The organism is Bacillus sp. SKDU12, assembly GCF_010093085.1.
GTDB classification, from domain to species: domain Bacteria; phylum Bacillota; class Bacilli; order Bacillales; family Bacillaceae; genus Bacillus; species Bacillus mexicanus.
The window spans coordinates 454,467-467,438 of record NZ_MSRC01000007.1; the positions used below are offsets into that span (position 1 = coordinate 454,467).

Genomic DNA, 12,972 nt, shown 5'->3' on the forward strand with positions numbered 1-12,972 from the left:
AGGTGTCCATTTTAATGAATAAGCAACGGTTCGTTGTTATAGATGTAGAAACAACAGGGAATTCGCCGAAAAAAGGCGATAAAATTATACAAATCGCAGCGGTTGTAATTGAAAATGGACAAATTACTGAGCGGTTTTCAAAATACATTAATCCAAATAAATCCATTCCTGCTTTTATTGAGCAGCTTACTGGAATCTCTAATCAAATGGTAGAACATGAACAGCCGTTTGAGGCTGTCGCTGAAGACGTGTTCCATTTGCTTGACGGCGCTTATTTTGTCGCCCACAATATCCATTTTGACCTTGGGTTTGTCAAGTATGAGTTACATAAGGCGGGCTTTCAGCTTCCGGACTGTGAAGTGCTGGATACTGTTGAGCTCTCCCGTATTGTTTTTCCGGGATTTGAAGGGTATAAGCTGACCGAATTAAGTGAGGAACTTCAGCTGCGGCATGAACAGCCGCATCGGGCTGACAGCGACGCTGAAGTGACAGGGCTTATTTTTTTGGAAATCCTTGAAAAGCTGCGGCAGCTTCCTTATCCGACATTAAAACAGTTAAGAAGGCTTTCGCAGCATTTTATCAGTGATCTGACGCATTTGTTGGATATGTTCATTTATGAAAACAGACATACCGAAACTCCCGGTTTTGTGCGCTTTTCTTCCTTTTCTGTCAGAGAACCCGAATCAATTGATGAGCGTGTCAATGAAGACGAGAACTTCTCGTATGAGATTGAAAATTGGGAAGCGGGAAATGAAGAAGCGCTGTCAGAGTTAATGCCTGGATATGAAAAAAGAGAAGGCCAAATGATGATGATGAAAGAGGTGGCTGACGCGTTTGCCAATCGTGAGCATGCGTTGATCGAAGCTCCGCCGGGGATCGGAAAAACGATTGGCTATCTTATTCCGGCTGCGCTTTTTGCCAAGAAATCAAAAAAACCGGTCATAATCAGCACATATTCAACGCTTTTACAGCAGCAGATTTTGACAAAGGACTTGCCGATTGTCCAAGATCTGTTTCCATTCCGGGTAACAGCAGCCATTTTAAAAGGACAATCGCATTATTTATGTCTGCATAAATTCGAGCAGGTGCTTCATGAAGATGATAATAATTATGATGCGGTATTGACAAAGGCACAGCTTCTCGTTTGGCTGACAGAGACCAATACAGGAGATGTAGCCGAACTGAATTTGCCGTCGGGCGGAAAATTGCTGTGGGACAGATTGGCTTACGACGATGAATCTTATAAAAGAAGCCGCAATGAGAATGTGATCGGCTTTTATGAGCGGGCCAAACAGGTTGCCATGCGTTCCGATTTGGTGATCACCAACCATTCTCTTTTGCTGACAGATGAAGCCAGTCCGAAAAAAAGACTTCCTGAAAGCGGCACATTTATCATTGATGAAGCACATCATTTTGAACGTGCGGCAAGCGAACATTTAGGAAAAAGAGCCACCTACATAGAGTTGCATTCTAAATTGAGCAGAATCGGCACTTTGAAGGAGCAGGGACTTCTAAAAAAAATGAGGCAGTTATTCCAGCGGTACAGCCTGCCCGTTGATTCCTTTTTCGAATTGGAAGAGTGGATTCAGCACATTCAAGCAGAAAGTGATGCTTTCTTCAGCTCCGTACATTCTTTTGTCAAACGAAGAAAACCTAAAGAAGACTTAAACCGTCTAGTTTTTAAGGTGAATAAAGACAGCCAAGATAACAGCTGGCCAATTTTAAAGGATGGAGCGGAGAGGCTTTGTTCCATGCTGACACATTTGCAGCAGCTTTTTGGGACCCAGTCGGCTCTGATGGAAAAACATCTGACGAGTATGAAAAGCAAATCTGTCTTTTTAGCGGATGAATATCAACGAAGCATGAAAGGCTTGCAGCAGTACTGCCAGACACTGCAGAAGCTGTTCTTTGGGGCTGAAGACGATGAAGCGGTGTGGATTGAAATTGACGCAAAGGGAGCGAAAAATGCGGTCGCCATTTACGCCCAGCCGCTTGAACCCGGCGAACTTCTGGCAGATCAATTTTTCGCGCGTAAAAACAGTGTGGTGCTGACATCTGCAACCCTTACAGTCGAAGATTCTTTTCAATTTATGATTGAACGGCTTGGGTTAGCTGACTTTTACCCGCGGACCATGAGAATTGAATCGCCTTTTTCTTACAATGAACGCATGCAGGTCATGATTCCAAAAGAAATGAAATCAATCCAAGATACTGGGCAAGCAGAATTTATCCGGGATACTGCTCGTTATATCGAAATGATGGCAAAGGAAAAACAACCAAAAATTTTGGTGCTGTTAACGTCCCACGACATGCTGAAAAAGGTTCATCAGGAACTCAAGCACACCATGAGTGCTTCTGGCATTCAACTTTTGGCACAGGGAATTACAGGCGGAAGTCCCGGGAAACTGATGAAAACTTTTAAAACATCTAATCAGGCAATCCTGCTTGGTACAAACCACTTTTGGGAAGGTGTTGATTTTCCCGGTGATGAGCTGACAACGGTAATGATCGTGAGGCTTCCATTCCGGTCCCCTGACCATCCGCTTCATGCTGCAAAATGTGAGCTTGCCCGCAAAAAAGGGCGGAATCCGTTTCAAACAGTATCACTACCGGAAGCTGTGCTGACTTTCAGACAAGGAATCGGCCGCTTGCTGCGGACAGCCGGAGACAAAGGCACGATTGTCATATTAGACAGACGGATTAAAACGGCTGGTTATGGACGGCTGTTTCTTGATGCTTTGCCCACAACCTCTGTATCTGAAATGACTGACAGTGAGCTTGAGGCTTACGTTAAAGGGGAAAATAAATAAAAGCCGCATGAAGCGGCTTTTGCGGTGTGGGAGTAGGATGGTGTTTTATTTAAAAGCGGTTGTGCCGCTCTGTGATACTAGTATGGCGTGACTTGAAATGGAGTATGACTAACAATATTTGTTCAAACTGGAGGACGAAATGATGGAAAGCAAAATCGAAATTCTTTCAACAATTACTGTAGAGCATTCTGATGACTTGTATAAAATTGTAGACACACTGAATCGAACACTGAAAAGAGACAATTTGATGTTCGGCCTTGCGCTGGATGAAGATGACAAAAACCAAGCCGTTTTTACCATTTATCGTACGTAGGTGAGAAGATGAGAAAAAAAGCATTAATATTTACTGTCATTTTTGGTATTATTCTTTTAGCAGTACTTCTTGTCTCGGCACACATTTATAAATCAGCTATGGCACAAAAGGAAGACGGACACGAAGCGGCAGTTGCTGAAGCAAAAAAAGAAACCGATCTCTCCAACGTTGATCAAGTCGAAACATTTGTCGGAAAAGAGAAATATTATGTCGTAAAGGGAACGGACAAAAAAGGCAGCAAATTCTATGTGTGGGTTCCTGCTGACAAAAAAGCAAAAATTCTCTCAAAAGAAGCAAAAGAGGGGATCTCGGGAGACAAAGCGGCAAAAATCATACAGGACGAAGGGCTGGTTTCAAAGCAAAAAGAGGTCCATCTGGGAAGAGAAGGAAATGTTCTGCTTTGGGAAGTAACGTACTTAGACAAGGAAGCTCAATATAGTTTAAGTTATGTGGACTTTACAACTGGAAAGATTCTCAAAAATATCACGCCTTAAGACGAATTAGGGGGAATTCAAGTTGAAACTGGCAAAAAGAGTATCCGCATTAACACCATCCACCACACTGGCAATCACAGCGAAAGCGAAGGAATTGAAAGCAGCAGGCCATGATGTCATCGGCTTAGGGGCAGGCGAACCTGACTTCAATACACCGCAGCATATTATTGATGCCGCTGTACGTTCTATGAACGAAGGCCATACGAAATACACGCCTTCAGGTGGTTTGGCTGAACTGAAAAACAGCATTGCAGAGAAATTTAAACGTGACCAGAATATTGAATACAAACCGTCTCAAATCATTGTCTGCACTGGTGCTAAACATGCTCTGTACACCCTTTTCCAAGTGATTTTGGATGAAGGAGATGAAGTCATTATTCCAACACCTTATTGGGTAAGCTATCCCGAGCAAGTGAAGCTGGCTGGCGGAAAGCCTGTTTATGTAGAAGGTCTTGAGGAAAATCATTTCAAAATTTCTCCTGAACAGCTGAAACACGCGATCACGGAAAAAACAAAAGCGATCGTCATTAACTCTCCGAGCAACCCGACTGGTGTCATGTATACGGAAGAGGAGCTGACAGCGCTTGGTGAAGTATGCCTGGAACATGACATCCTAATTGTGTCTGATGAAATTTATGAAAAACTTACATATGGCGGAAAGAAACACGTTTCCATTGCGCAGCTGTCTGACAGTCTGAAAGAACAGACCATTATTATTAACGGCGTGTCAAAGTCGCACAGCATGACAGGCTGGAGAATCGGTTATGCGGCTGGGGCTGAAGACATCATTAAGGCGATGACGAACCTTGCAAGCCATAGTACATCAAACCCGACATCGATCGCACAGTATGGAGCGATTGCGGCTTATAATGGGCCTTCAGAGCCTTTGGAAGAAATGAGAGAAGCTTTTGAACATCGATTAAACACGATTTATGCACAGCTCGTAGAAATCCCTGGGTTCAGCTGTGTGAAGCCGGAAGGTGCTTTTTATTTGTTCCCGAATGCAAAAGAAGCAGCTCAATCTTGCGGCTTCAAAGATGTAGATGAATTTGTCAAAGCGCTTCTTGAGGAGGAAAAAGTGGCAATTGTTCCTGGATCGGGCTTCGGTTCTCCTGATAATGTCCGTCTATCTTACGCCACATCGTTAGATCTTCTTGAAAAAGCGGTGGAAAGAATAAAACGTTTTGTAGAAAAGCATAGCTAACAGAACAAAAGCGGCTGACAAAAAAGCCGCTTTTGTTCTGCATTGACCCGGTTAGTTAAGAGCGGGTATAATAAAGTGATGATAATAGAGTTCGGGACAATGGTCTTCCGAATGTCTTTCTTGTTTTGGAGGGAAATATGTTGAAAACAACAATCAACCAAGTGTATAAGCACGTAGGTGAAGAAGTAACGATCGGTGCTTGGGTCGCAAATAAGCGTTCAAGCGGGAAAATCGCGTTTTTACAGCTGCGCGACGGTACCGGTTTTATTCAAGGTGTCGTAGTAAAAGCAGAAGTAGAAGAGAGCATGTTCCAAACAGCTAAATCAGTGACACAGGAAACGTCACTCTATATAAAAGGGGTTGTCAAAGAGGACGAGCGTTCCCCGCTTGGTTATGAACTAGCTGTGACAGGGATTGAAGTCATTCACGAAGCGACTGATTATCCCATTACACCAAAAGAACACGGTACGGAATTTTTGATGGATCACAGACATTTATGGCTCCGTTCAAAACGCCAGCATGCGATCATGAAAATCCGTAATGAAATTATTCGCGCGACTTACGAATTCTTTAATAACGAAGGCTTCGTAAAAGTAGATCCGCCGATTCTGACTGGAAGCGCACCAGAAGGAACAACAGAGCTCTTTGCGACTAAGTACTTTGATGAAGATGCTTACCTGTCTCAAAGCGGTCAGCTTTACATGGAAGCTGCGGCAATGGCATTAGGAAAAGTATTCTCTTTCGGGCCGACGTTCAGAGCGGAAAAGTCTAAAACAAAACGCCACTTAATCGAATTCTGGATGATCGAACCTGAAATGGCGTTTGTTGAATTTGAAGAAAACCTTCAAGTACAGGAAAATTATGTTTCATTCATTGTGCAATCGGTTCTTAAGAATTGCAAAATTGAATTAAACATATTGGGAAGAGACACGTCAAAACTTGAGCAAATCAAAGCTCCGTTCCCAAGAATTACGTATGACGAAGCCATTGATTTTCTAAAAGAAAAGGGCTTTGATGATATCGAATGGGGAGATGACTTCGGAGCGCCTCATGAAACAGCGATTGCCGAACACTATGACAAACCGGTTTTCATCACTCGCTATCCGACGTCCTTAAAACCGTTCTATATGCAGCCTGCTTCTGACCGCGAGGATGTCGTGCTTTGCGCTGACCTGATTGCACCGGAAGGCTATGGAGAAATTATCGGCGGATCTGAACGGATTCACGATATGGAACTCTTGGAAGCGCGTCTTAAAGAACATGGACTGGATTCTGACGCCTATAAATGGTATGCTGAACTTAGAAAATATGGATCAGTTCCTCATTCAGGCTTTGGCCTTGGATTAGAGCGGACAGTAGCATGGATTAGCGGAGCGCCTCACGTTCGTGAAACCATTCCGTTCCCAAGACTGTTAAACCGTCTATATCCATAATACATTCAAATGAAACAAAAAAAGAGTCTCCTGCAAGGGAGACTTTTTACAGTAAAGGGGAAATCATGATCCTTTACAGTAAGAGGTGTGACGATGAAAAAACAACAATTTATTGATATGCAGGAGCAGGGAACGTCAACCATCCCTAATCTGCTGCTTACGCATTATAAACAGCTCGGGCTTAATGAAACAGAGCTAATCCTCCTGTTGAAAATCAAAATGCATTTAGAAAGAGGCTCTTACTTTCCTACACCGAACGAACTGCAGGAAGGTATGTCAATTTCTGTTGAAGAATGCACAAGCAGATTGCGAATGTTCATTCAAAAAGGCTTTCTGTTTATTGAAGAATGTGAAGACCAAAACGGCATCAAATTTGAGAAATATTCTCTTCAGCCTTTATGGGGCAAGCTGTACGAGTATATGCAGCTTGCACAGACGATAACACAGGTTAGAAAAGCAGAAGGGGAACAAAAAAGCCTTTATACGATTTTTGAGGAAGAGTTTGCGAGGCCCTTATCACCTTTGGAATGTGAAACACTGGCAATCTGGCAGGATCAAGATCAGCATGACGCACAGCTGATCAAACACGCGTTAAAAGAAGCGGTATTATCAGGAAAACTTAGTTTCCGTTACATTGACCGGATATTGTTTGAGTGGAAGAAAAACGGATTGAAAACTGTGGAACAGGCAAAAGTCCATAGCCAAAAATTCCGGCGTGTGCAAACAAAGCAGAATGAACCGCAAAAAGAGTATAAAAGGCAGGTTCCTTTTTACAATTGGCTTGAACAATAAAGTGAAAAGGTGACAAACATGTTAAATCTAAAGCAAATTGAATTCTGTTTAGACAAGATAGGCGACATGTTTCCCCACGCAGAGTGTGAGCTGGTTCATTCCAATCCTTTTGAATTAGTGGTAGCAGTCGCTTTATCTGCTCAATGTACAGACGCACTTGTAAACAGAGTGACCAAAACGTTATTTCAAAAATATAAACGCCCTGAAGACTATTTGGCTGTTTCGCTGGAAGAACTTCAGCAGGATATTAAATCAATCGGTTTGTATCGCAATAAAGCGAAAAATATTCAAAAACTGAGTAAAATGATTATTGAAGATTACGGCGGGGAAGTGCCGAGAGACCGTGATGAGCTTGTCAAACTGCCTGGTGTCGGAAGAAAGACCGCCAACGTCGTGGTATCCGTCGCCTTTGGCGTACCGGCTATCGCCGTGGATACCCATGTGGAGAGGGTCAGTAAGCGTTTGGGCATCTGCCGTTGGAAGGATTCGGTGCTGGAAGTGGAAAAGACGCTCATGCGCAAGGTTCCGAAGGAAGACTGGTCTGTTACCCATCACCGGCTTATTTTCTTTGGCAGATATCATTGTAAGGCCCAGTCACCGCGCTGTGCGGAATGTCCGCTCCTTTCTCTATGCAGAGAAGGGCAGAAGAGAGAGAAAAAAGGACTGGTGAAACGATGACAGAAGCAAAAGAAGTACTGGCTTCCTATGAGCAATACTTGCGCAGTCTTGGCCAGATGAATTCTGCGGATATGAAGGGGACCTTGCAGTTGAATCCTGTTTATTTTGATTTCCGCACGGAAACCCAAGGTATTTTGCCATGGGAAGACAGCAGCAAGTACGTTCCGCTTTTGTTTGAAGTGTGGGAAGACATCAAAGAATCGCTTCTCCCAGTTTTTCAAACACGAAAATCGAGATGTGATCAAAACGACATGCTGAAGGGCATTGTGTGCTTGCTGGCTTCGCTCCACTGGACAGCGGGCGAGCGGGTGAAATCGCTGGATTGGGCAGAACTGACGGATAAATCATTCCCCGCAAAGCCGATCAATTGGCCTGAACGGGTAGAATTTATTCTTCTAAAGCCGACCCAATACCATTGCTTTATTCAGCTTGATGAGCTGTTTACTGAAATGAAAAAGCACTTTTATAAATATCACGCGATAAATCGATAAAACCTCCCCGTAATAGGAGAGGTTTTTTATGAAGAAAAAAAGCCGTCACCTTTTGGGTGACGGCTTTTTGTTTAATTTGTTTTTTTAGGTGATGAGTTTGATTGCGGTTTGTCAGATGGATCTGGTTTATTTTTGTTGGGATCAGAACCGGATGATTCATTCGTGCCTGAGTTTGAATTGCCATCTGACGTATCTTGATTGTTGCTGTTATCGTTAGATTGATCTTGGTTACTGTTGTCGGACGGGTTGTTATTTGTATTATCTTGTTTTTTATCTTGATCTTGATCGTTTGTTGAATCATCAGTTTGATCTTGATTTTTCTGGTCATCTGTTTGAGAATCATCAGTTTGGGAGTCATCCTGAGATTTATCTTCATCTTGCTTTTCATCATCGGTTTTCTTTTCGTCGTCTTTATTTTCTTCATCCTCAGCCTTCGGTACTTCATAGAAAGTAGCGGCTGTATCACTGCGAACATCATCGCTGATCGCTGTTACTTGGAATTTATACACAGATCCAGGCTTCACATCAGATATGACGACTTCTTTTGCAGAACTGTTCTGGATCTCTGAGTAGCTGCCGTCATCGACAGACTGCTTCACTTCAAAGGTAGCATCATCGTCATATTTCCAGCTTAACGTCAGAGACTGATTGTCTTTATCATATTTTACGTTTAAGTCAGTCGGTTTATCTGTTTCTTTTTTTTCATACGTTTTAGAAACAGAGGAAGGAGCAGTGCCTTTTACAAAGTACTCTGTGAGCTTTTTGTCGCTTGGTGTATTTGGTCCTGCCAATTTTGCCGGGTTAGAGCCTTTTTCTACAGTAGCTTCCTCTACACTGTCAGGCTTCTCGAATGATCCGCTTCCGTTATCGACATCGGCGATGAGCTGGGCGAATAGACGTTTTGCCACCTGCTGCTCTGGACTATTCAAAGATTTTTTTCCTAGCTTGTTGTTAGAATCTACACCTGTCCATACAGCGGCTGTATATTGAGGGGTATATCCCACAAACCAAGAATCAGGTACGCCGCCTGATGCAATATTATATTGCTTTAAATATTTTTCTTCAAAGTTTGTTGTACCTGTTTTACCTGCAACTTCCACATTCGGTACTTGTGCAAGTCGTCCAGTACCTGACTTAACAGCTGTTTTCAGCATATCTGTAATCATAAACGCAGTATAATCGCTCATGGCTGACTTAGATTTTGGTGTTAAGTCAAGCTTCGTGCCATCATTAAATTCAATTGACTTTACAAAATGCGGTTCATTATATGTTCCGTTATTGCCGAATGCACTGTATGCCCCAGCCATTGTCAGAGGAGAAACACCGACATTGCCTTCTCCGAATCCGCCGATAGAATACGATTCATATACATGTTCTTTATCTAATCCTAATCCCAATCCGTTAGCAAAGTCTACCGCTGCGTCTTTTCCGGCTGCTTGGAACGCTTTTAAAGCCGGGATGTTACGAGATTGTGCCAATGCTTGGCGCATAGACATTGGTCCATTATATTTACGGTCCCAATCACGGATTGGTTTTCCGTTAGAATACGTATAGGCTGAGTCATCAATTTGTTCGTATGTGGACCATTTCTTATTTTCAATCACTGGTCCGTAATCCAAAATCGGTTTTATGGTCGAACCAGGTTGGGCCTCAGTTTGAGTAGCATAGTTAAAGCCGCCGACCGGCTGATTGCGTCCCGCGCCAATCGCGCGGACTTCTCCGGTTTTTGTATCGAGAAGGGTAACGCCGCCCTGCATGCCTTCAGTAAATCCGACGGTGTCTCCGTCCATCAATTCATCTAGTTTGTCTTGTGCTTTTGTATTTAATGTCGTGTAAATCTTCAATCCGTCAGTGCCTGGATTGACATCAGATTTTTCTTCAATTTCTTTCATGACTTCTTCAACAAACGCACTGTATTTATTTGAATTTGTTTTTTCATATTCCTTCTGTGATACAACGCCTTCATCTTTCACTGCCACTTTTTTCGCTTTGTTAAATTGAGAATCAGAAATAAATCCTTGTTTTTTCATTAGACTGAGTACGATGTTCCGTCTTTTTTCCGATTTATCCGGGTTTTTAACGGGATTGTACGCTGTCGGGCTTTGCGGCATACCGGCAAGTGTCGCGGCTTGTTCCACAGTCAGTTTGCTTAAATCTGTGACACCGAAAAATTCTTCCGCCGCTTTTCCGATTCCGTATGCTCTAGGAGAAAAATAAATCCGGTTTAAATACATTTCTAAAATTTCATCTTTAGAGTAATTGCGCTCCAGCTGAAGTGAAAGCCATACTTCCTGTACTTTCCGTTTCATTGTTTTCTGTTGGGAAAGAAGGGAGTTCTTAACGACCTGCTGTGTGATCGTACTTCCGCCTTCAGCACCAAAGCCATCTGTAAAGTTGGCGACTAAGGCGCCTCCGATACGGACAGGGTCAATCCCATGGTGCTCATAAAAACGGGCGTCTTCTGTTGCAATAAACGCTTCTTTTACAACATCAGGAATTTCATCTATCGAGACGTAACTCCGCTTTTCAGACCCATATTCAGCGATTTCTTTTCCATTTTCATCATAAATTGTCGATGAGTAGGGTGTTTTCAGTTTGTTTTCGTCTAGTTTAGGTGCATCTGAAATCATGACGGCAAATGTAACGGCACCGCCGACTACGCCTAAAACAAACAGAATGAGTAAAGTGAAAAGGGTCTTTTTAAACAACCCGCCTTTTTTTCGTTTTTTATTACCTTTTTTCGGTGAAGGATTCGATTTGCTGTTTGCTTTTCGTCGAGCTTCACGGCTGTTTAATTGATCTGACATCACATCTCAACCTTTCGTTAATCAACCTTTCGCACTTGATGATGGCGAAAAATAAAGCTGTTCAATAATACTAATATAATCAATTCTAGGTGCATATCCAAGAGAAATCGGATATGCGGCTTCCTCTAGCTCATCTTTTCGAATTGATTTTCTGCCGTTTTGTTCTTTTCTGTTCCAGAAAAAAAACAGCTTATCGGCTTCCAAAAAATAAACTTGGTCGAAAGCGGATATAATAACAAAACAAATACCGTCTTGGGCCTTCACCTGCTTCATATGCTCAATTTGATGGTCATGGAAATTCTGCAGGGGGAAAGAGGTTTTGTTTTTCGTTTCTTTCGCCTCAAAATCAATATACCGTCCTTTGTAAATCCCATTATAATCTGTAGTCGATGATTGTTTAAAGTAAGCTTCTTTAATCACTGCGGCGCTTCTTTTTGGGTAATGGACATTTACAATTTGAACAGGTGTCGGCTTTTTGTGTATGACGGCTATTTGGTTTGTCAGATAATACTTATTCGTTTCGTTTAAGTCATCTTCGAGGGTCATTCCGCGATTACTGTAAGACGGGGCCCTTTTTTGACTGTTTTGGGATGAAACCGAATGTTTCGGCTGAAACGTTTTTCCGTTAGGATACCGAATCACTTTCTCATCCTCCTTATTAAACTATTCATGACGGAAGTGAATGAACATGCACGGACAACAGAGCATTGGAACGCTTTTGAGCCGGATTGAGCGGGAGACAAAAGTAAAAAATATAGATAATATCTCAAGAACGAATGCATATAAAGCGTTTTATGATCGTCATCCAGAGATCAAATGGTCGCTATTGGCATCCTTCGTATCCCGCAATGCCGGCTGGTCAATGACTGACTTAAAAGGCAGTCTGTTTCAGCTCGGACTTCGTGAGAGACAGCAAAAGTGGTTCTTTTTGGCCTATGAAAGAGCGAACTGGCTTATTTTTTCGGATGCCTATCCGCAGCTTCTCTTATACCAATGGTCAAAAATAATCGGTAAACCGCTGTTTCATTACCTGCATATGTTTGGCGTCTCACAATTTATGAGAGAAGAATGGACCCGTTTTTGGCATGAGCGAAACACAGAGCGCCTAATGTATGCCCTCATCATAAATGAACAAAACACTATCCAAACACCTATTATACAAAATCCTTCGTTTAAAAAGAACGTTTTTGACACGATTCCTTTTTATTTAAGTGATTGGTTTCATTTTAACACGGTTATTTTTCCTTCTTCAGATGGGCTTCTTTACGGGATTTCAGTGAAACGTTTTTCCAAAACAGAGGAGAGGATCAGGCTGGGAAAGCAGCTGTCTCAATTGCTGTTCAGCCCCGAATTGTTTTCCTCATTTTATCACTTTTTGCACACAGTGCCGCATACAGGTTCCCGTTTTGATATGGAAAAAATGATCGGGGTCAAAAAAAGAACATCTCCTATGCTTAGGACATGCTATCCAGAGTTCATTCACTCATTAGACGGAAAGAAAACTGATTGGTTTCATGGAAAGATAAAGAAAGCGTTCTTTAAACGTGAAGTATTGCCGAAGCAGATTGAATTGACAGACTGGTATCTGCATAAAAATCGCCAGCTTCATGCGCTTTTCGCGGTCGAGCATTGGCTGAAAAAATAAAGAAGCAAGGAAATTCCTTGCTTCTTACGTAGAAGGGCGGTTTGGGCCGCCCAATTTTTTATCTAAAGAGTCGATTGCTTTTGATTCAGTCTTTTTTTGCTGGCCGGCTTTTTTCGGTCTTGTTTTCATACGGCACCTCCTCACAAATATCGTTTGCATTAAGAGGGAGGATCATACAATGTTTGCGGGTGTTTTTGTCGAAAACGTCAGCTTTTTGTGGAATACCTGTTTGTTTGGCGATTTGCTTCTAGTTTTGTCAGGAGGAAGGAAAGAGCCTAAAGAGCAAAGAATGTTAACCGGGAGAG

The 12,972-nt window shown here is 42.5% G+C and carries 12 protein-coding genes; 9 read left to right on the top strand and 3 right to left on the bottom strand.

Annotated features, from left to right (window positions below; all coding sequences use genetic code 11):
- The first annotated feature begins 14 nt into the window (after positions 1-14).
- The 8 genes from dinG to BTW01_RS08965 all read left to right on the top strand — a co-directional run bounded on the left by dinG (position 15) and on the right by BTW01_RS08965 (position 8,215).
- Complete coding sequence (gene dinG / locus BTW01_RS08930) at positions 15-2,810, top strand: ATP-dependent DNA helicase DinG (protein ID WP_162102641.1); 2,796 nt, start codon at positions 15-17, stop codon at positions 2,808-2,810.
- Positions 2,811-2,952: 142 nt separating this feature from the next.
- Complete coding sequence (locus BTW01_RS08935; RefSeq protein ID WP_162102642.1) at positions 2,953-3,123, top strand: YpmA family protein; 171 nt, start codon at positions 2,953-2,955, stop codon at positions 3,121-3,123.
- Between the two features lie 8 nt (positions 3,124-3,131).
- Positions 3,132-3,617 (top strand): cell wall elongation/penicillin-binding protein regulator TseB, encoded by a 486-nt coding sequence (gene tseB, locus BTW01_RS08940; RefSeq protein WP_162102643.1) that lies wholly within the window; start codon positions 3,132-3,134, stop codon positions 3,615-3,617.
- A gap of 22 nt (positions 3,618-3,639) precedes the next feature.
- Positions 3,640-4,821, top strand: coding sequence for an aspartate transaminase AspB (aspB, locus tag BTW01_RS08945; RefSeq protein WP_162102644.1), 1,182 nt, complete (start codon positions 3,640-3,642; stop codon positions 4,819-4,821).
- Between the two features lie 140 nt (positions 4,822-4,961).
- Positions 4,962-6,254 carry an asparagine--tRNA ligase gene (gene asnS, locus BTW01_RS08950; protein WP_162102645.1) on the top strand — a complete coding sequence of 431 codons (1,293 nt, stop codon included), beginning with the start codon at positions 4,962-4,964 and terminating at the stop codon, positions 6,252-6,254.
- A gap of 93 nt (positions 6,255-6,347) precedes the next feature.
- On the top strand, positions 6,348-7,046 hold the full coding sequence (gene dnaD, locus BTW01_RS08955) for a DNA replication protein DnaD (RefSeq protein WP_162102646.1): 699 nt from the start codon (positions 6,348-6,350) through the stop codon (positions 7,044-7,046).
- 18 nt (positions 7,047-7,064) lie between these two features.
- Positions 7,065-7,724: an endonuclease III gene (gene nth / locus BTW01_RS08960; RefSeq protein WP_162102647.1), complete on the top strand. Its 660-nt coding sequence runs from the start codon at positions 7,065-7,067 to the stop codon at positions 7,722-7,724.
- The gene (locus tag BTW01_RS08965) at positions 7,721-8,215 is read left to right on the top strand and encodes a YpoC family protein (protein WP_162102648.1); all 495 of its coding nucleotides are present in this window, start codon (positions 7,721-7,723) and stop codon (positions 8,213-8,215) included. The genes nth and BTW01_RS08965 overlap by 4 nt, the downstream gene beginning before the upstream one ends.
- A 71-nt stretch (positions 8,216-8,286) precedes the next feature.
- Here the strand turns inward: BTW01_RS08965 and BTW01_RS08970 are convergent, their stop codons facing one another.
- Together BTW01_RS08970 and recU are read right to left on the bottom strand one after the other, a co-directional pair.
- Complete coding sequence (locus tag BTW01_RS08970; RefSeq protein WP_162102649.1) at positions 8,287-11,022, bottom strand: PBP1A family penicillin-binding protein; 2,736 nt, start codon at positions 11,020-11,022, stop codon at positions 8,287-8,289.
- A gap of 21 nt (positions 11,023-11,043) precedes the next feature.
- The gene (gene recU, locus BTW01_RS08975; protein WP_162102650.1) at positions 11,044-11,664 is read right to left on the bottom strand and encodes a Holliday junction resolvase RecU; all 621 of its coding nucleotides are present in this window, start codon (positions 11,662-11,664) and stop codon (positions 11,044-11,046) included.
- A 40-nt stretch (positions 11,665-11,704) separates the two neighbouring features.
- On the opposite strand from recU, the gene BTW01_RS08980 reads away from it, so the two are divergent.
- Entirely contained in the window at positions 11,705-12,667 is a 963-nt protein-coding gene (locus BTW01_RS08980) for a DUF2515 domain-containing protein (protein WP_162102651.1), read from the top strand.
- A gap of 24 nt (positions 12,668-12,691) precedes the next feature.
- On the opposite strand, the gene sspM is transcribed toward BTW01_RS08980, so the two are convergent.
- Positions 12,692-12,796, bottom strand: a complete 105-nt coding sequence (sspM, locus tag BTW01_RS08985; protein WP_003225606.1) for an acid-soluble spore protein SspM — start codon at positions 12,794-12,796, stop codon at positions 12,692-12,694.
- Between the last annotated feature and the right edge of the window lie 176 nt (positions 12,797-12,972).